Raw genomic sequence first — 20,648 nt, forward strand, 5'->3', positions numbered from 1 at the left:
ATGGATAAAAAATGTGTTCTACATCCTGCAGTACGAAAAGTGATATCAGATAAGTTTTATGCAAGACAGGGACATGGAAGAAATACTATAGTCTCTGAAATGACTCTTAATGACCGTGTAAATAAAGAAAGGCTCATCTTTATCGAAGCGGAAGATGCATCGCATAAGCACAAACATCGTTTTATCTTATAAAAAGTCTAAGGAGGAACAACATGTGGAACAATGACCTGGTCAAGAAAAAAAGTTTATTACAGCCTATCGGTCTAAAGATCCAAAGAGGTCACTATATCCTTGGAGACCGATATATCAAGTCTCTGCTTGTCACAGAACTCCCCCGCCAATTCGATCTTGGCCTGTTGAGTTCCTACGTATCGGATCCACAGATAAAAGTCTTCATGCGCACAGAACCATTGGATCTGGACTGTGCCGGTATGTTGAAGAAGGAATACAATGACAAGAATAGAGAGTATCAGAAAAGTTGGAATGACCCGACAAGAAGAGAAACGCTGGAAAATGAGTTGATCTCCCTGAATACCTATATCAAGGAGATCATCGACAATCATGATATGACATGGAACATCATCATCGTATTCAGCGTCTATGCACAGACGGAAAAAGAAGTAAATAACCGATGTCGGGACCTCAATCTCCGTTTACGGGCACAGGGATTCAAGCTGACCAGTGCTCCCGTCATGCAGGAGAACCTGATGCGGGTCGCTTCCCCGTTATTTGTCAATAGTCTCCTTCCTTCCGAAGTAGAGAAGAACATCGGTATCCCGCTTCCCAGCCTTGGTATGGCAGGCCTGTATCCCTTCGTATTCGAAACACTGAAGGATCGTGGAGGATTCTTACTCGGTCATGAACTGATGAACAAAGGAGCGATCCTGTTCGATCAATTCCAATGGCTCAATGATTCGGAAAGTGCCCGAGCACTGAATCGGCTGAGTGGGAACCTCGTCATCGTTGGAGGTACTGGATTCGGTAAATCTACGCTGATGAAGCTGCTGATCCGTTTTTATATCCGGACACATAAGAAGATCATCTGGATCGATCCGGAGAACAAGAATAGGTCGCTGACGAAGCGTTATGGAGGTACGTTCGTCAACTGGGGACGGCGCGGACATATCATCAATGTCTTCGATCTAAAGCCGATCTCAGTGGAAGAGGATGAGGACGCCAGCGTCAAATGGGATACAGAGCTTGCCATATACAACTGTATCGATGATGTCAAGATCATCCTACGCTATCTCGTACCCTCTATCAGTGATGACACACTTTCCATCGTTGGAGATCAGATGGTCAAGTTGTATGCGGATCATGGATTGACGACAGAAACAGATTTCCGTGGACTACCTGCCTCTGCGTATCCGACCTTCTCCGATCTCGATGTACGTCTGCAGAAAAGTATAGAAGAATGTCAGAAGCAGCCGCATGCTGATACGAAGGAACTGGAGCTGCTGCGAGATCTGCGCCTGAAGATAAAACCGCTGCTCAGAGAATGGTCGATCTATTTCAACGGGCACACATCTCTAGGGAAGGAGGACTTATCAAAGGATATCATCGCTTTCGGTACGAAGACGCTGCTGGAGAAACCGATGACGCTGATCAATGCACTGAATCACATCATGTATCAATTTGCCTGGTCTCTGTGTCTGGATGAATCAGTGGATTCTGCATTCGTCCTGGACGAAGCGCATACGCAGATACTGACACCGATGAGTGCGGAGAGAGTGGCACAATACACACGAAGATCCAGAAAATACCATAATGTCTGTACGATCGCGACGCAGGAGCCGAAAGACTTTGCGGGGAAAGATATCCTCGTACATGGAAAAGCGATCTTCAACAACAGCGTCTATAAGATGATCATGCATCTGGAGCGCGATGGAACCAACGATCTCAGCAACTTCATCACCGTCAACGAGAATGAGAAAGGACTGATCGAGCAGTTGCGTATGGGCGATGCATTGTTCGTCTGTGGAGACCGGCATATCCCATTGCATGTCCTTGCGACAGAGAACGAGTTGAAGGAGATGGCATGACCGCAAGGAACCGAAGATCAAGCACATGGATCTATTCCCTATCATTCAAACATTGGCTCTCATGACAGGTGGTCCACGAACGTGATAGATCCATCAGAAAAAAAACAATACCTGGCAACTTGCCAGTTGGCTTTTCGCAAAAGATCTGACAATGATGGAGGAGGTGCAAGGATGATCACATACACTTTGAAAGAACTGGGATATCCGGAAGAACCACCGAGAAAGCTGCTGCCTTGGATACACATGGAACTACAATGGAAAAACCTTGATAAAATAATTACTTTTATTTATGATAATACGATACATATATACGAGGTGAGTGAATTGAGGCAGAAATATTGTTTTGAGATACCCTACGGAAGCAGAAGTCAGTGGATCGATCGGTGTTGGCAGTTGAACGAGTTCGTTGGAACGAAAGGAATCGTAAAGCTATTCGTATCAAATATACCATATCATCTAAGATCTTATATTTATTTTGATTATGATGGGGATCGTGAAGATATCATCGAATTCTGTAAAAAATATGAGATCGATGTATCTTATGATAAGGGATCTAAAGAATTCCTTGAAGATATGCGTAATAGGATGTGGAATGAAATTTCTTTTAGTTCGAGAATGAATCGCCAAATGTTTGAGGTGTTCTTCGTTTCAAGTTTTCAGTATGCGGAGATCAGCGAGCTCCATGAAAAGGGATATTATTGGGAAACGGAATCAAAAAGAAAAAAAGTATTCATATCCTATGCATGGAAAGATAAAGAGATTATTGATAATATGATTGATAAGCTACAGACGAGTGGTATCAGGGTCTTCATGGATTACGGTGATCATATATTAGAAAGTATCCTGAGTGGTTTAAGCGAATGCGAGCTGGCTTTATTTTTTTAAGTCATGCATTTCGGAACTCTATGATGGGCAAACAAGAGCTAAGAGCTATCTGGACAAAAGTCATCAGTAGAAGAAAAGCATGGATGATCATAAGATTGGATGATGTGGACCCTGAGGATATATTTTACTCATTGAGTGACTATAAGTATTTTGATGCTCAAACGGAATCATTCGATGATTTTATAAAAGCAGTACATAAAAAGCTGAAGGAATGTTAAAGGTAAAACGAATGAAGAAGGAAACATACCTGCTTTTTCTTTTTGGAAGATAGCGTAGTAGAGCTTCATGAAAAGCATTACCTACATTACCTGGCAACTTGCCAGGTAACTATGAAATAGCGCTTCCTACTCCTCAGCCGTGGATAAGGATGATATACCGGAACATTGAGGCAGTCCCTCACTGTTCCATCCCCTTCATATATTCAAGACGATGCCCGTACTATATCTATTGAATGCGACGGAACTTTTGGTGTAAGATATATGTAGCAGATATGAAGAAGCCAAGCTATCTATGTGATGAGAAAGAGGTGTCATGAATGAAAACGGAAGGATTATCAAAGACATTGGAGGAGGCCAGGGATAATTGCACACAGCTCGCTGATATGGGAGTGGAAAAAGAAATGCTGGAACCGTTCCGGCAGTTGATAAAGGAGTGTGAAGCGATCATCCAACATGAGGCTGATATTAAGAAAAAAATGATGAGGGGGATAAAAGAGGCACAGAAGAACGGGATCCGCATAGGCCGCCCGGCGATCCCTTGCAGTGATGAGTTCCTGAAGCTGGCTGTCCTGCAATCCCAACATGTGATCACGGCAGTGGAGGCGGCAACGCAGCTCAACATAGGGAGATCGACCTTCTATAAATTGAAGAAGCTCTATCATAAAGAGATAAAGTGGAAGAAACAGGAGGTATGACCGGATATACGCGAGGTACGACATACAAGACAGGCTGCTGGAATGGCAGCTTTCTCTCTTTCCTCTCCGGCTGCGCCTCTACATGGCAAGTTGCCATGTAGCTATGGAATACCGCTTACGGCTCCATCAGTCAATGACCGGGTCGTATTTTCCTACGGAAAATCTCCACCCTGCCTATGGCTCCTTGACTGCTCCACCTCCAGCGGTGTGAAGAAAGTGTAAGGTAGCTACACTTACAGTCGATAGCGGAAGAACCGCACAGGAGGAAAGATATGCATTATTATGAAGTACAGTCACAATTAGTAGTTTTGAATAATGAGGATGCCTATGTAGCATCCGAAAAAGCCCTAAATGAATTTGACCTTTTGGTCATCGATAGTAAGGAACACGGATTCATTACTGTTTCTATCTCTCGGAAACTCACGAATTTTGAGGCGATTTCCATGCCATTCGAAATCAGTACCTATCTCATGAAGATGGATATCGAGGGATATCTGAAAAAGAAGAAAGCGGAAATTAGTGCAGATGTCATCCTTAAAAAGGTGGAACTCAAAGTCAAGGAGATACAGTATATGGAGAAACTGAAAAAATATCAGAGAGACCCGAAAGTAAAAGCATTACTGGATGAATATGATGCTTTACAGAAAGATACGCCTATTCAAGCAGAAGCGGAAGAAAATACATATGATGGATTGTCATTGGATGACCTAGTCTAAACAAAGAAATCGGGAGAGACACCTCTCTCGATTTTTCTATCTCATTTTGATATCCGGCATTTGAATCAGTATATTAACTATGGCTGCGCCTCTACATGGCAAGTTGCCATGTAGCTATGGAATACCGCTTACGGTTCCTCAGTCAAGGACCGAGTCGTATTTTCCTTCGGAAAATCTCCACCCTGCCTTACGGCTCCTTGACTGCTCCACCTCCAGCGGTGTGAAGAAAGTGTAAGGTACATATCCTTACGATCGTAAGCGGTGACCCTGCAAGGAAAAGCAATAAAAGAAGATAATAGATAAAAATACATTTACGGGAGGCAAGCATGAATGAGAGTATCGTATTGAAAGGAATACATAACAAAAAAATAAAAAACATATTCATATTAGGACAGCCAAGGACTGGTAAGAGTACGATTGCTAAAAAATTATTGTCATATGGTGCTTTTAGTATCTTAGCAATGGATGAAGTAAGACATGCGTTTTATGCATGTGGGATACAGGATATATATGCAAAGGATAATAAGACCGAGGTGAAGGATACATATTCCACAGCTTTTTTAGAGTTTATAAAAAGCTATATCAAATCTTTTCGTCATAACAATCCGGATATCACCCTAATCATTGAAGGAATGGAAATGACCGTACAGGAAGTAGCTAAGGAATTTCCAGAGGATATCATCGTAGTTTTGGGAATAGATACATCTGATACACAGGTATTTTTTGATTTGATAAGAATGCAGGAACGCACGATCGGACATGCATGGACTAGAAATATTACGGATGATGAACTATATGAATGTATAGAACGTAGTATGAGATTTTCTAAAGAAAACGAGAAAGATGCACGGAAGTGGAGGATCGCATATTTTTCCTGCAATGGTCATCGGACAGAAGATTATGAAAGATCGATCATCGACTATATATTACGATCCATGTCTTCCGATGATATAAGGTCTTACCGTGAACATATGAATTTGATGGATCTATATCTTTTCTTAGATCTTACTGATCGTTTTGAAAACTATAACTATATTAAAAATATTTTGAAAATCGATTATTATCAGATCATCAAGGTAGGTCATCGTGATCTATTAGAGCTTCATGAGCTTCACCTTAGAGTCCCTATCTTATATCATGTCGATGACCTTAGCATATTTGAAAAACAAATATCCAAGCTTAGAGATTTGAGAAATACATCGAAAGATATCGTTATCGATATCTGTGGGAATATCGAAAACTTAGGAGGGATCACGAAATGAAACTGTTTATGATAAGTGGAAGGATAAAGGATATCAGGACAAGGATATCGGCAACCCAGCGAAGCTTTCTCAATATGCATATCTCTTCCAGTGATGGTGCATCCTATGAAATATCGATGTCATATGAGCAATTACTCGATAACCGTCCTCTGGAGGTCGGTGATAGTGTGATGGCAAAAGGACAGATCGTCTCCCATGAGAGTGAGAATGCATCCGGTGAGGTACATCTGTCCTATGAATTCATAGCAGATCACATCACGAGGTATTAGCATGTACTACATGGCAAGTTGCCAGGTAGTTTCCCATATGCCAGATAGTCGAAAGAGAGGATGTAAAAATATGAAATTACTCATTCTGATACAGTCACTGTATATCATCTATTTATTATTACGGATCAAGCGCTATAAACAAGAAATCGAAATGTATGAAAACTTACGTTATATGTATGTTGAAATGATACGATGGTTGAATGCTAAGCGTCTCAAAGATAAAAAATAAGTGTAATGACTCATCACGACTAAGGGAGAAAGACGGAAAACTTGATGCAATGAGATAGCTTCAGATCTTACGATATCATCGATTCCCTTTTGGCTGCGCCTCTACATGGCAAATTGCCATGTAGCTATGGAATACCGCATCCGGCTCCTCAGTCAAGGATCGGGTCGTATTTTCCTTTCGGAAAATCTCCACCCTGCCTTGCGGCTCCCTGACTGCTCCACCTCCAGCGGTATGAAGAAAGTGTAAGGTACTCATCCTTACGATCGTAAGCGGTAACCCCGCAAGGAGAAGAATATGAAAAATGTAGTGAATACGATCATCGGAGACAACAACATTATAATCAGAAACAGCACGGTATCTCACATCAAGAATGTCGAGACCCTTTCGCGAGGTTGGAAGTGGGTCGAATCCACAGAGGGCTCAGGCTTCTTACTATCACCTGAGAGAGATAGCGTTGTCGATTATGTCCTGATCATAGGGACAAGTGATATCCGTTACCGTTTCCGTGATACAGAGTCATGGCTACTGTTCGTAGGAACGGAAAAAGAATTCAAGGATTTCATCTTGAAGGAAGTGAGGGATGGATACGATCTCCATAAGTGAAGAAAGAAAAAAGTTGATGAACGATATACTGACACTACAGCAGAAAGAACTCGAAACCTGCGATAACCTCCGAGCGCTCTATATATCCATGCTCAACCATCACAATCATCACAAGGACCATAGCTGCACGGAAAAAGGTGTCGATATCCGTGTAGGAGATATCTGTTATATCGATTTCGGAAATGCATTCATCGAAGAGATAGGCTTCCAGCATTTCGGACTCATTTTGAGCCTATATAAAAATAAAGCGTATGTCGTGCCGATGAGCGGCAATGAGCGAGCTTATGCGCAAGCCTATAGTAAGGACACCCCGAACGGAAAAAGACACCTGATGCGCCTGGAAAAGGTAGGTATGATGAAGAAACGCTCTGTCTTATTCATAAACGATTCCAAATGGATAAATACCGCAAGGGTCATAGATGTAAAAGGACATCTGAAAAGAGACAGTCAGGTCTTTCAAGAAATCATGACCAGAGTCAAAGACATGATATCCTAGAGGAGCTCTCCTCTAGGATATTTCATATACTACCGAGCAGCTGATCAAGTAAAAAGATGCTGGATAGCTCTGCCGGCTCAGGTGCCGGCCAGCTACATGGCAAGTCGCCACGTAGCTATGGAATACCGCTTATGGCTCCATCAGTCAATGACCGGGTTGTATTTTCCTTTCGGAAAATCTCCACCCTGCCTATGGCTCATTGACTGCTCCACCTCCAGCGGTGTGAAGAAAGTGTAAGGTAGCTATCTTACATGAAGCGATCGGTAACCCCGCGCGGAGGACATAACTATGAAAACAATTCAAACGATGAAAAAACAAATTCTAAAAATGTACGAAATCGAATATGGCAACGAAGATTATCCGTACAGTGTGAGAATCTATAATAATTTCAATGGTGTGTTATATTACACAGGAATCGGAAGATATTGCAAAAGTATTGATGAAATTGATGAATATATACTAAAAGAAGGATTTGAAAAAATGAATGGTGTATTTTCAAAACATGGCTATATTTTTAAGAAAGTGTAAAGGCAAAGTATGTATCTTTCTAAGAATTTCTATGGCTGCCGATGGCAGTGCCAGCGGCAGCAGCGTCCGTGTAATCTACGCCGATAGGAGAAAGATAAACCCAATTCTATATAACCTGGCAAATTGCCAGGTTATGAAGATTTCCCTGTATAAAGCACAGTCGTTTTATGAGCCGACAGACTACATGGCAAGTTGCCATGTAGCTATGGAATACCGCTTGCGGTTCCACAGTCAAGGACCGGGTCGTATTTTCCTAACGGAAAATCTCCACCCTGCCTTTGGCTCCTTGACTGCTCCACCTTCAGCGGTGTGAAGAAAGTATAAGGCAGCTACCTTACATGAAGTGAGCGGTAACCCCGCATGGAGGAATAATAAAATGACAAATAAAGAATTAAGCACAAAGATAAGAAAGACATTAAAGGAATCCGGATACACATCAAAAGATATAAAAGTATCTGTCCGCTCCAGCCTATACGACACGGTCGCAAAGATCACGATCCATAACCCGCACATCAATAAAAACGAGATTGAGAAATTGCTGCTGACTGCATATGAAGAAATAGACAGAGATATAGTTACCGGTGAGATCCTACAAGGTGGGAACACAATGTTATTTATTGATTATGAATACGGAATCTTTGAAGAAGTGGCGTATGAATGGGCAGCGACCGCAAAAGGCCTGATGCATAGTAAAGAGGAAGTAACAAGGATCTTTGATGGTCTGTATCTGCTGGATCCGGACCGCACCGGAGTGCTCTCAATCCGACAGCAGAACGAAAAAGCCTCTTGCACATATAAGGTATATAACCTTTCTCATCTCTGCGAATTCATTTACAAATTCGTAGAATTTGGTACGATCGCCGTATAAAAAAATTCATTAAAAAAAATAGGAAAAATGTTTTTGAAAAGGTCATCGAAGAGAAGGCCTTTTTTTACTTCCTTCATTTTTCCATAGCTGCCGATGGCAGTGCCAGCGGCAGCAGCGCCTTCGCAAATCGCGCGGTGGGGATATGTAAAAGAGCACTCGAAAGCCAACATGGCAACTTGCCAGGTAGGATTCATAACAGTATAAAAGCATATCAAAAGATAAGGAGGATATCCAAAAAGATGATAAAAAAAAGAATGTATAGAACAACTATTCATGCCGGATCAACCTTAAGAGAGTACCAGAGATGGCTGGCTCCCTCTCGGGAGCCGCCACTTCACTAAAAACGCTGTTTTTAGTGAAGCAGGATAAGGGAAAACGTATACGTTTTCGTGGGAACAAACGGTCAACGACCGTTTTTTTTAGTGCTTTGGAGAATATATGTATACATTATGCAGACATAAATAAATCCTTTATTTATCATAGTTTTTAAATATCAAAGAGGGCTTTAAAAATCTGTATTTCGCTTTATAGAACAAGTATACATTTCTGTATACATGTAACCATAAATAATCGTATACGTGTATACATTTTGTATACACAGCTCATATACCTTACATATAAAGGTGATTTCACGTAATCTTAAGCATTAGAACACAAATATGTATACATACTCAATTTTATATGTATACAAAAAGCAAGCGATCAATATCTAATTTTTAAGTCAATGAATAGACTGGAAGGAGTACCAAATGGAGAAAAAAACTTTATCTATTCGAGTCAGCGATATTGCTCTAGATAAACTTCAACAGCTATATTATTTAGAAGAAGAAAGAAAGAAAAAATACAATGAGTCCACACTAACGAAAGGAGAAATTTTAGAAGAAGCCATCGATAATTATTATGCAATGAAATTGGATAAAGACACCGGTTCCGATTATCTTACCAGAATGAATCTGATGATCCAGGATGCTCTAAAACAACAAAACAACCAAAGAGATATGACCCTCAACCATATCCTCCGCTATGCCATGATGTCTTATGAAGCCGGTGTCACCATGCTCAAAAATTTTAGGTTACCGGATGAAGAAAAACCAAAGGATTTTGAAGATGCAAGAAACCTTGTCCAAAATCTTGATAGTATCTTTGAAGATAGTATCTATGAAAAAGTCGCTAAAGAGCTTGGTGAGGAGGTCGATTGATCTATGCTCATCAAGGATGTTTTTGATAGTCTGAGTGATCATCTGGAAAAGGGATTCTCCTGTTATCGAAAGATGCGCGGCACCGACCCCAATGGCTTCAATTATGACATGCTTGAGAATTTCCTGAACGTCACCAGGCAATCTTATATGAACTGTTTAGAAGATCATTTCGATCATACCTTGCTGGAACATATAGAACGACAGTGTCAGAAAAAGGGACAACAGGTATTCAGTGCTGACTTTTTAAATGACCTCATGGAAACCTATATGGAGGAACGCTTTGCGAAGCCGAGATATTTTTTCGACATGGATGGCGTCCTGTTCAAACTTGATAATACCCTGACTTCTCTTGAACCACTATACGAGGAAGGATATTTTAAGAATCTTCCCACCCATCGTTTGGCAGTCCGCTGCCTGCAGGAGATGCTGATACAGGACCCTGAACAGGTCTATATCCTTTCACATTATATCGACTCTCCTTTTGCAGAACAGGAAAAGCGGGAGGTACTGCAGGAACTCTTCCCTTCTCTGGATATGCACAACGTGATCCTGGTTCCTTATGGAGAAAGTAAGACTGACTATGTACCGATAAGGATCAAAGAGAATGATTTCCTCGTAGATGACTATAACCACAATCTTGAATGTTGGAGAGATGCAGGCGGATATGCGATCAAATTCGTGAATGCCATAAATGACAGACACGGGTCCTGGATAGGCAGCAAAGTCGAATATGATGATCCTGAACTCAACAGATCCCTGAACCACATATTTGAAAATGCTGCTATGAGTAAACCTCTGGAAATGACTCTTGAGCCTTATATGCAACAAAAACTGGAGGTGTTACGATCGCATGCAGATATCGGTTTTTGATCACATGGCAATCTGCCAGGTAGGAGGTCCCATCTATGAGTAAGGCTCATGTCATCAGTAAATTCCGCTTCCTGGAATGTGGGAAAGCTCCACCGAAAGGGTCTCGATTCAAAGGAACGATATCTACGGAGTCTCTATTAGATTGGAGTGAATATACCGGCAGAGAAAAAGCAGCGGACAGAAGGAAAGAACGTAGTATGCATGAAGGTGGACTCTTAGGATATACGAGTCAGGATGATACGACGCGTACCTTTTCCAGCGATGGCTGGCTTACGAAAGAAAAAATGGCAGGATTCAAGAAGAAGATAGCTAAGGCATTCTGTAAAGATGGCGATATCTGTTGGGATACCGTCATCTCTCTAAAAAACTATCAGGACTCCTTCCAAAGCAATATGTATGATGTCAATGATTATGCCGCCATCGTTTCCAAATTATTGCCCGGATATTTCAAAAGTATCGGTCTCGATCCAGACAACATGATCTGGTGGATGAATTATCACAATAATAAGAAGAATCCCCATATGCATATCGTGTTCATGGAGAAGGTCCATACCAGAACGCGTGGAAAGCTGGCACAGAAATATCTGGATAAATATAAAAGTATATGGCTGAAGGAATTAGGGCTCCGACAGGAATTTGCTAAAACATACAAAAAGGATCCGAAGGATATCTTCAAGGAAAAAGATGCGTTGAGGAAGACTCTGATCTCCAGGATTGACATGAGTTTCAATGACCAGCTGCTTCATAGCTTTTACACGACGCTGCCGAAAAAAGGGAGACTCTCTTATAATTCCAAACATATGAAACCATACAGGAGACAGCTCAACCTGATCATCCGCTCCTTGCTGCAAGACGAAGAAATAGGAAAGGTATATGAACAGTGGCTCAATAAGGTCGAGATGTTGGATGATTTTCAGAACACACTTGCGAATGAGAAGATCTCCCACTTCAAGAAAACAGAACTGGATAAGCTCTACACCCGGCTCGGGAATATGATCCTGGAACATGCGAAATATAAAGAGACAGAATGCAAACAAGAATATGATCTATGGTTCTCAAAACAGAATATCCGTTATCAGGACGAGCAGGTATATCGTATAAAGCTGCATGATCGAGCAGCTTGTATCGACCTGCCATCTGATTTAGCCCTGTTCCTGGATGAACGGGGCTTTTATCATGTCGAAATCGAACAAGATAAAAGCTACACGCTCCATCGGTATGCTAAAAACCTCGATGCCTGGAAAGACATCTCTGAAACAGATACATTGCAGATCGATAGAGACACACTCTTCCGCTATATGAATACGAAGGATATATCGTTATCCGAAGGTGAGCCTAAGATCTCTGCAGGTCAAGATAGCCGTATATCGCTTATAGATGCGACTGATGAGACTGATGTGCAGTTCCTTACGGATAGTTCAAAAGAGATACCGCATGATTCCCAACGATCCACACACGCTCGCTCAGAAGGTCCCCATGTCCGTATGGGGATGCGGAAGAAAGCAAAGGTGTTCCACAACCAAAAACTAAGTGCAGTCCTGAAAAAAGGCTCCAAGCGAATCCTGCATCAGGACGCACAGGAAAAAGAAAGAGATCTGGAAAGATTCATAAGAGAATATGAGGAACAACAGATCCGAAGTGAAGAAAGGGGTAAAGAATATATATGATACGAAAGCTCATGATCTCACTGCTTGGGACATTGCTTGCAAGGATACTCATGGATCTTGCGGCCATCAATCTGATCAACACACTCGTATTTGACAGACTGGAACCATCCTTCGATCTCAGTCTGCTGGATCAGGTACCACAAGCCAAATTGGTCGTCAATATACTTACATCGCTCATCGCAGTATTCATCTTCCTGGGCATGTTTTCAAAAAGCACCAAGAAGAAACTGGATGATGACAAGAAGAATTTTACACATCTCTCCTCTATCCATGAAGCGAAGCGCAGTCTGACCAGAGTGCAATTTCATGAAACAGATAAAGGAAAGTCAGCCAAAGAAGATACACGATGGGGATTGAACGAAACATCTTTTCTAGCAAAAGCTGATCGTATCCTGAACTATCCGAAGCTTCCTTATAATGCCCTCCTGACATTTTTACGAATCGATGACTGGCATAAGTTTAATACAGTAAGACATTGGAAGATAGATGGAAAGTCTGTCACACAGCGTGCAGGTCTTCCCATCTATATGCCAAGATTTCGGAAACATACGATCTTCGTCGATGCAAACGATAATCATTCTCTGCTGATCGGTACGACGAATTCCGGTAAGACCTTCTCTGTCATCCTGCAAATGATCGAGCTCGTTTGTATGGCCGGTGAATGTGCCATTATCAACGATCCGAAAGGAGAGCTCTATGAATATACTGCCAAGCAATTCGAAGAAGCCGGGTATGAGATCATCAAACTGAATTTCGTCAATGCGAAGGCTTCCGATGCTTGGGCTCCTCTGGAACTGGCATGGGATACATGGAAGAAGGCCTATATGGATCATCAGGAGGCACTGAAGGAATGGAAAGCAGAAGAGACCACCTTCACACCTGCTGAGAAAGCAGAATGGCTGGCCAGGATACCGGAGCCTGACTACTCTCAGGCGATCGAATTCCTCAAGGATCTTGCGAACAGTCTCACCTATGATCCGAATGTCAAGGATCCGTTCTGGAACGATTCCGCAAGAGACTGCATCATCGGGATGGCAGCTTTCCTGATGGAAGAAGCGATCAAAAATGGTGATATGACGGAAGGCATCGTGAACTTCAAGGCGATCAAACTGGGATTGAACTATGCAGATGTGAAGCTGACGAAGGAACAACAGAAAGCGCTGCAGGTACGCTCCGACAACATCCTGGGCGCAGTGTTGGAAACATCAAGAAGGATGGATGATACTAGTTACATGTATCTGATGGATTATTGTAATGCACCAGAACAGACACGGCAGAGCATCAAGAAGGTACTTGCGACGAAGATCGATATCCTGACGATGAATGAACAGATCATGCGGATGACCTCCTATTCCGATTTCGATATGAAGGCTCTCGGTCAAAAGAAGATGGTGATCTATCTGATCGTGCATGATGAGAAGAAGACCTATTATCCTTTGGTATCTATCTTTTTGAAACAACTCTATGAAGTGATCATCAAGGAAGCCAGAGGGAATAAAGGAAGACTCCCCATCCCTGTGAATGTCATATTGGATGAATTCGGTAATTGCCCGCCATTGAAGGATATCCAGAGCATGCTGACTGCATCCCGTTCCCGCGGTGTACGTTTCTCACTGGTCGTGCAGGATCTCTCTCAGTTAGGAGAAGTCTATGGAGACAAAGTAGCGACGACGATCCAGAACAACTGCTCCAATACCGTGTATATCTTAGGCTCCCAGATGGATACACTGAAGAGGTTCAGTGAGATGTGTGGTTCCAGACAGATATGGCTGCCATCGAAAAGCTGGTATGAGACGCGTCCTGTCATAAGCATCGATCGTCTACAAAAATTGAATCTTGGTGAAGTCGTCATCCACAGACAGAGGAAATCCCCTTTCATCGCAAGGATGATCCCTTATGACAGATGTAAGTTCTATAGAGGCAAGAATATGGATCCAAACGAAGAGAGATCACCAAAGCCGGCTGTCAGATGGATCGATATGAAGGCTCTATTATCGAATTATGGAGATGTTTTCTAACAACATGGTGATCTGCCATGTGTGTAATGACCATGAACACGATATTACCTGGCAACTTGCCAGGTAATGGAAAGGAGAAGAAAATGGAGGAAGAACAGATAAAGAGATTCGTACAAACGAATAGTGAGATATCATTGATGGATTTTTACAAAAGCTTGGAAAGACAGCAGCGAGAAGCCGGATATAGTATGCAAAAGACCAGTCTGATCTTTCCGCAGCGCCAGATCATCGAACTGGAAGGAAAGAGCTCCTGTAAGATATTCACTTCTTATTTCGAGAACTGTGAATTCATGAACCTGGAGCTAATGGATACGGCCGGATATAACCAAAGGATATTGGAGGGAAATATCTTCAAAGGCTGCACCTTCACGAACTGTAGAAACATCGCATCTATGAATGCATGTACGTTCATCGACTGTAATTTCAATGCCTGTGATCTCAGGCATACCTCATTCGTCCGCTGCAGGTTTGTAGATACGAGCGCAGGAGACTGCGATTTCCGGATGGCGAATTTCTCCCTCGCCGATCATGCAAAGTTGTATATCGCATATGAGACCTGCAAAGTAGAGGATACTCTGCTGCAGCCGCAGGTATCGGAAGAAGAGAGGAAGCAGACCGGCGATCCGATCAGAATGGATATCTTCCTCGATATGCTGGAGTGTTCCCTGAAACTGCTCCGTGATGCGATCCATCTCGACAGTGATGCGCAGATGACACTCGATCCGATCGCTCACGACCTGAATGCCTATATACAGATGACGCGAAAGGCGATGGAATCAGAAGGAATCCGGGAACGTGAGGAAACGGAGATATTGAACGATCTCGACGTGCATGAAGCATGGGCGAATCAGATCTGCCGCAAGACAGAGGAGATGCCTGTCATCGACTGGACGAAGAGCAATTACAGCAGGATGAACCTGAAGAACCGGAATCTGTCCGGTATCGACTTCACCGGTTCCCTCATGAAGAACTGTGACTTTACAGCCTGTAACCTCACCGGAGTCGATTTCACCGGCTGTAATCTCACCGGTGCCATATTTTTGAATGCGATCCTTGCGCAGAATACCTTCGATGGCGCAAAGCTGGAGGACATCAAGATCGATCAGAAGAACCTGCAGCTATTCGAAAATGCCGGCATCGCTGTGAATACGGACCAGACCGGCCCCATGAATATCTCTGTCAATCGCAGCGTCTTATCGAGGAAAGGAAATACGGCCGTCTGATGGAAGACAGATACCAACGCTATCAGAACACTGCCTTCACAAGCCAACAATGGTACATCATAAAAAAGGCGATCGATGAAGATATCGAAGTCAAGGATATCGCAGATCCAAGATTCAGCGTCGAACAGCTGACGCTACTCATAGACGCAAGGAGATCCGGTATCGACTTATCCGGATTGACAGATCCGGATATCAAGGAAGAACAGCTCAAACAGATATTGGAAAAGATAGCAAATGAGATGGGACTCTATGATGAGCATTATGAAAAGGTCAGGAGGAAGTGGCTCCGGAACATCACCTGGATGCTTCTCATCGGCTCTGTCCTCACGATCATCGTTTCTCTGCTCTATGTCACGAAGGATGAATGGCTGAAATACTTTGAAGAGTTGTACCTGTCCTTCGATCGTGAGACTGTACAGCTCGAGGCAGGAGAACCATTCGAGCCTGCCTCCTACATCCGTTCTTATGATCCCGAAGCGGTGATCACCTTTCCGAATCGTGAAGAGATCGATACGAAAAAGCCCGGCACCTATTGGGTCGTCTACCATATCAGTAACGGCAAGAAGGAAAAGGATATGAAGCTGCTCGTGGAAGTGAAGGACACTGAAGCACCGGTTATAAGATTGAAGAGATCCAGCGTAACTGTGTCTGATCGTTCCAAGCTGAAAGCGGAGGACTATATAGATTCTGTCGTCGATATCGTCGATGGTGATCTTCGCTCAAAAACGACTACTAAGATAACAAAGGACAAGATCATTTATAAAGTGAGCGATACACATGGGAATGAAGCACAGGAGACCTTGGATATCCATATAGAAAAGCCAAAAAGTAATGAGACAGAGAGTGTGCCAAAGATAGAGGGACCACGAACGGATATGCCACCGCAACAGAAACAGGAGGTCGCACCAATAGAAAAAGATGTGCCTGTTACGGCACAGAGCAGATCGTTTCCCTTCATAGAAGGTAAGACCTTCGATCAGACGTATCAGGAATGTATGGCAGCCGGTAATGCAGCAGTACGCGCAGGACAGGCAAACACGGCGTCCTGTACCGTCTATGACGATGAGAATGGGATCCATAAAGGATACGTTTTAAATTTTGATTGATGATACCTGGCAAGATGCCAGGTATTTTTTAGGAGGTAAGGACATATGAAAGAGATCGTCAACATCAGTATTCCAAAATCACGCTTCAAACAGAAGATCAAACAAGCCAATGGCACCAAATACAGCCATCGCGTCATCCTTCCAAAAGAAGCAGGAGCTTATCGATATCATGTACTATTGATCAGTGAGGATTTCGTACAGGAGGATATCGACAATAAAGAAAATAACGTCCTGCATTTTTATGCAGATCGAGAGATCCAGCTGTCGCAGCATCATCGGACACCGAACGGAGAGGACGTCTATGAAAAGATCAGAGTCATGCCGAAGGAATTGTACAAAAGCTTCTATGGTGAATACAAAGACAATAGCAGGAAGATGTTCTCTGATGAAGAAATCGAATTTCTGAAGAAGAACATATCCGTGATGGATTTCCTGCAGGATCGTGCAGGCTTCAGCTTCAAAAGACAAGGGCAGAATTATTACCGCTGTGATCAGCATAGTTCTCTCGTCATCGATACGAGGAACAACGCGATGTTCTGGCACACCGAGCATATCAATGGATCTGCATTGGAATATTTGAGAAAGGCAGAAGGCAAGACGTTCCCAGAGGCGATGAATATCCTGATCGAATATCATAACGGACTTGCGCCTGACAAGAAGCAGTATATCGCACCGAAATATGAGCAGATAGAATTCAAGCTTCCGGATTCACAACAGAATATCTCGAAGATCTATGAGTATCTATGTGACAAGCGAAAGATCGACCGTGACCTCATCAAGCGATTCGTCGATGACGGTAAGATCTATTTAGATGGAAAAGGCAACTGCGTCTTTGCATGTGAGAACTACAAAGGAAAGGTAGATTCCGCCTTCGTACGTTCGACCTATTCAGGCTTTCGGGGAGATGTCGGTGGAGGAAATAAGTTTACCGGATTCTTCATCGAAATGGATCCAAAGGCTACGAAGCTTGTCCTGACAGAAGCCTATATCGATGGGTTGTCTTATATCACGGCCAAGAAGCAAGCCGGTGAGAAGATAGACTTCAATGTGCTCGCATGCGACAGCTGTAATGTCATGAATGAGACGTTCCGCGTAAATTATCTTACCCGACCTGTCCTGAATCAGAATATCGATACTGTCATACTTGCATCGGATAACGATAAAGCAGGCAGAGCAGCTGCAGAAGAGTTCAAATCATTCGTCCGGCCATTTCATAGGATACAGAATGTCGTCGATGATCTTCCATCCCTCGGTTCTGACTGGAACAAGGATCTGCAGAAGGTCTATGAACAACCGGATATGTTAAAAGATAAAGCTATATTTTTAAATAGCAAGTAAAAACATGTAGTGATCTATAAGAATTAGTATAACAAACTATGGGAAGAAGCTAACAAAGCTATGAGGAATTTCATATACCTACGAAATACAATTACTAATTCAAAGGACTGGTACAGTTCGAATGTGGAGAATGGATGATAACAAAATCTACAGTAAAAAAGACGAAAGAAGTTTATCAGTATTATTTCTGCAATGTCTGTAAGAACAAAATAAAAGGCTGATGTCAAAGAAGAAATGGTATTTAATACTATGGATTCTTATTCCAGGCGTAATCTTATTCAAAATTCAATAAAATAATACGCATTTCTAAAGCAGATAAATATGGTGAAAGAAAGGTTACAATAGAGTATATAAAAGACATTTCCTAAACGAATCAAAGAATTTACACAAAATGTATTGTAATCAGTTTTTTTTCAAATGATAAAATCAAAACGGTATTTCTAAGCAAAATCAATTTTACAGGAGGACAATAGAAATGCTAAAAGAACAAGATATTAAACAATATCTTAATGAAAAAATATTGCATTTAAGGAGAATTCATCTATTATCAGCGTTATATTCCCGAATAAATTCACTTATGCTCTTGGTTCAGTCGCAACTGCTCTTTTATATGCAATATTTTGCAATGAATTTTAATGATATTGGTAGTGCTATTATCGGCTTAAATAACACAACGGGAAAACTAGAAAATGAAGCATTTCGGTGCTTCATGGCATAAAGAAAATTTAGCAATGATTTTAAAAATTTTAGATTAAAGATAAATGATACAAATCGTATCTTTTATCATTTATACATGAGTATATATTTATTTTTACTACAAATATATTGTAAGGGTATACGGAGTATTTCTTTTCCTGAACATATACTTAATACTTAAAAGGTCAAGTGTTATTTTGCATCTTCCAACTATAGAGAAAACAGCTTGTATATTGTGTAATATACAAGCTGCTATTTTTTTATGGTACAATCTACCGGTTCCTTCCCTATATATTATAAACTCAAGCTGCGACACTCATGTTACTCTCACAGGGAGTTTGCGCAATATCACAGTTCCAGCCAAGATGTACGCTCAATTTCTGCCTTACAACTCATCGTTTTAAAAGATAGACTTGTTTGTAGTCCAAACACTTATGAACTTCGTTATATTACTTGATCCTTACAATAACCGCAATCTAGTCAGCGCTTATGCATGAGTTCGTATCTGCTCTGGTCATTATGATATCTGCAATGATGTGTTACGCCATATCTTTTTGAATCATGACTTATCCCAGCTAAGCTGCAGTAAACCCAAAGATTCAAGTACTAGAAAAAATACAATAGATACAGTGTTTTAAGATATAATCGGAATTTAACACAAACGCAATTCCGAAAATCGCTTATCTAATTTGAAAAATCTGTAATATGGAAAATCTCTGTTATAAACCCTTATCAACGAGAACTCCCGCTGCAATAAGCATAATCATTTAGCATGATAGCAAGAACTTACTATATGCAATACAGAATTTCTTCCTATGTGCTATGCATTTAATGAAAGCAGATCATGATTGGCTATATGATATATCTGTTTTCATAATTAAAAGTAGAGAGTTTCTTTCCTTCTTTAAGGTTTCTGCAGTTCTTTTTTTACCATTTCTTTAATATCATGAAGACTTCCCAGTTCTTCAACTGTGGTTGTCTGTTCATTACTTGATTGTTTTAAATTTTTAGTATTACCGGACTTCATCAAGAGCGCGATTCCATACATCGTACAGGCGTAAGCCAAGCAGGGAACCACAGCAGCCAAACCTACCTGCAGACAATATGTCCATTCCTTCAGCATGGTGGTACTGTAGGTCTTGCAATATGTCTGCAGGGTAAAGTAGGTTGTAATAGCTGAGTAAAGTAAATACATAAGAAACAAAACACTCATGACATAAAAGAATATATAGGATCTATCTTTTTCACGTTTATTCATTGGATTCCTCTTTTCGGTCTAGTTGGTATTCCTGTACCCATTCATCTAACAATGAATCATCAATTTCTCCATCTTTTGGTTTCAGATGGCTTTTTTCAACACCTTTTTCTACATAAAAGATACCGGGGGTTGATCCAAAGTCCGGGAAAACAGGTCTGATCAATTCCAGATTTTCCTGTGGAGTTGCTTCCTCCTCATCAAGGATTACATTATACATGGTAATATCATGATCCTTCAGATATGCAGTCAACATTTCTTCAAAATCCTGACAATAACCACAGTAAGTTTGTGTTAGCATGACTGCAAATGTATCCTTTCTCTGTACTTTATCTAGCATAGCAGCAAGGGAAATCTTATAGATTTCTCCTCGCTCTGTACTCCGTTTGTAAGAAGAAGAGGCACAGCCGCAAAGGATAAGTGATAAACTCAACGCTGCTAATATCCATCTTTTCATTGCTTTTG

21 protein-coding genes and 2 pseudogenes are annotated in these 20,648 nt (G+C 41.7%); 21 read left to right on the plus strand and 2 right to left on the minus strand.

Going from position 1 to position 20,648, the window contains the following annotated elements; all coding sequences use genetic code 11:
* From G4D54_06535 to G4D54_06635, 21 genes and pseudogenes are all read left to right on the plus strand, one after another.
* Window positions 1–192, plus strand: coding sequence for a hypothetical protein (locus G4D54_06535; protein QJA02103.1), 192 nt, complete (start codon window positions 1–3; stop codon window positions 190–192).
* Window positions 193–212: 20 nt separating this feature from the next.
* Complete coding sequence (locus tag G4D54_06540) at window positions 213–2,042, plus strand: hypothetical protein (GenBank protein ID QJA02104.1); 1,830 nt, start codon at window positions 213–215, stop codon at window positions 2,040–2,042.
* 171 nt (window positions 2,043–2,213) lie between these two features.
* Window positions 2,214–2,927, plus strand: coding sequence for a TIR domain-containing protein (locus tag G4D54_06545; GenBank protein QJA05163.1), 714 nt, complete (start codon window positions 2,214–2,216; stop codon window positions 2,925–2,927).
* Between the two features lie 20 nt (window positions 2,928–2,947).
* On the plus strand, window positions 2,948–3,145 hold the full coding sequence (locus tag G4D54_06550) for a hypothetical protein (protein ID QJA05164.1): 198 nt from the start codon (window positions 2,948–2,950) through the stop codon (window positions 3,143–3,145).
* A 317-nt stretch (window positions 3,146–3,462) separates the two neighbouring features.
* Window positions 3,463–3,840 (plus strand): recombinase family protein, encoded by a 378-nt coding sequence (locus G4D54_06555; GenBank protein ID QJA02105.1) that lies wholly within the window; start codon window positions 3,463–3,465, stop codon window positions 3,838–3,840.
* 272 nt (window positions 3,841–4,112) lie between these two features.
* Window positions 4,113–4,556: a hypothetical protein gene (locus G4D54_06560; protein ID QJA02106.1), complete on the plus strand. Its 444-nt coding sequence runs from the start codon at window positions 4,113–4,115 to the stop codon at window positions 4,554–4,556.
* Window positions 4,557–4,882: 326 nt separating this feature from the next.
* Window positions 4,883–5,818 carry a hypothetical protein gene (locus tag G4D54_06565; GenBank protein QJA02107.1) on the plus strand — a complete coding sequence of 312 codons (936 nt, stop codon included), beginning with the start codon at window positions 4,883–4,885 and terminating at the stop codon, window positions 5,816–5,818.
* On the plus strand, window positions 5,815–6,087 hold the full coding sequence (locus G4D54_06570) for a single-stranded DNA-binding protein (GenBank protein QJA02108.1): 273 nt from the start codon (window positions 5,815–5,817) through the stop codon (window positions 6,085–6,087). The genes G4D54_06565 and G4D54_06570 overlap by 4 nt, the downstream gene beginning before the upstream one ends.
* A 70-nt stretch (window positions 6,088–6,157) precedes the next feature.
* Complete coding sequence (locus G4D54_06575) at window positions 6,158–6,316, plus strand: hypothetical protein (protein ID QJA02109.1); 159 nt, start codon at window positions 6,158–6,160, stop codon at window positions 6,314–6,316.
* Window positions 6,317–6,610: 294 nt separating this feature from the next.
* Window positions 6,611–6,919, plus strand: a complete 309-nt coding sequence (locus G4D54_06580) for a hypothetical protein (GenBank protein QJA02110.1) — start codon at window positions 6,611–6,613, stop codon at window positions 6,917–6,919.
* A complete protein-coding gene (locus tag G4D54_06585; GenBank protein ID QJA02111.1) occupies window positions 6,897–7,415 on the plus strand; it encodes a hypothetical protein in 519 nt (172 codons plus the stop codon). The genes G4D54_06580 and G4D54_06585 overlap by 23 nt, the downstream gene beginning before the upstream one ends.
* A 288-nt stretch (window positions 7,416–7,703) precedes the next feature.
* Window positions 7,704–7,943, plus strand: coding sequence for a hypothetical protein (locus G4D54_06590; protein ID QJA02112.1), 240 nt, complete (start codon window positions 7,704–7,706; stop codon window positions 7,941–7,943).
* A 376-nt stretch (window positions 7,944–8,319) separates the two neighbouring features.
* Window positions 8,320–8,811, plus strand: a complete 492-nt coding sequence (locus G4D54_06595) for a hypothetical protein (protein QJA02113.1) — start codon at window positions 8,320–8,322, stop codon at window positions 8,809–8,811.
* 749 nt (window positions 8,812–9,560) lie between these two features.
* Window positions 9,561–10,010, plus strand: coding sequence for a hypothetical protein (locus tag G4D54_06600; protein ID QJA02114.1), 450 nt, complete (start codon window positions 9,561–9,563; stop codon window positions 10,008–10,010).
* A gap of 3 nt (window positions 10,011–10,013) precedes the next feature.
* Window positions 10,014–10,880, plus strand: a complete 867-nt coding sequence (locus G4D54_06605) for a hypothetical protein (protein QJA02115.1) — start codon at window positions 10,014–10,016, stop codon at window positions 10,878–10,880.
* A gap of 35 nt (window positions 10,881–10,915) precedes the next feature.
* Window positions 10,916–12,547: a hypothetical protein gene (locus tag G4D54_06610; GenBank protein ID QJA02116.1), complete on the plus strand. Its 1,632-nt coding sequence runs from the start codon at window positions 10,916–10,918 to the stop codon at window positions 12,545–12,547.
* Window positions 12,544–14,565 carry a type IV secretory system conjugative DNA transfer family protein gene (locus tag G4D54_06615; protein QJA02117.1) on the plus strand — a complete coding sequence of 674 codons (2,022 nt, stop codon included), beginning with the start codon at window positions 12,544–12,546 and terminating at the stop codon, window positions 14,563–14,565. Before G4D54_06610 ends, G4D54_06615 begins: the two co-directional genes overlap by 4 nt.
* An 83-nt stretch (window positions 14,566–14,648) precedes the next feature.
* Entirely contained in the window at window positions 14,649–15,788 is a 1,140-nt protein-coding gene (locus G4D54_06620) for a pentapeptide repeat-containing protein (protein QJA02118.1), read from the plus strand.
* Window positions 15,788–16,894, plus strand: a complete 1,107-nt coding sequence (locus G4D54_06625; GenBank protein ID QJA02119.1) for a hypothetical protein — start codon at window positions 15,788–15,790, stop codon at window positions 16,892–16,894. Before G4D54_06620 ends, G4D54_06625 begins: the two co-directional genes overlap by 1 nt.
* 45 nt (window positions 16,895–16,939) lie before the next feature.
* Complete coding sequence (locus G4D54_06630; GenBank protein ID QJA02120.1) at window positions 16,940–18,232, plus strand: DUF3991 domain-containing protein; 1,293 nt, start codon at window positions 16,940–16,942, stop codon at window positions 18,230–18,232.
* 475 nt (window positions 18,233–18,707) lie between these two features.
* Window positions 18,708–18,914, plus strand: a pseudogene (locus G4D54_06635) (hypothetical protein).
* A 1,032-nt stretch (window positions 18,915–19,946) separates the two neighbouring features.
* Here the strand turns inward: G4D54_06635 and G4D54_06640 are convergent.
* Window positions 19,947–20,186 (minus strand): annotated as a pseudogene (locus G4D54_06640) (hypothetical protein).
* On the minus strand, window positions 20,179–20,640 hold the full coding sequence (locus tag G4D54_06645) for a thioredoxin (protein ID QJA02121.1): 462 nt from the start codon (window positions 20,638–20,640) through the stop codon (window positions 20,179–20,181). Before G4D54_06645 ends, G4D54_06640 begins: the two are co-directional and overlap by 8 nt.
* Window positions 20,641–20,648 lie beyond the last annotated feature (8 nt).

Source organism: [Clostridium] innocuum (assembly GCA_012317185.1).
Taxonomy (GTDB): Bacteria; Bacillota_I; Bacilli_A; order Erysipelotrichales; family Erysipelotrichaceae; genus Clostridium_AQ; species Clostridium_AQ innocuum.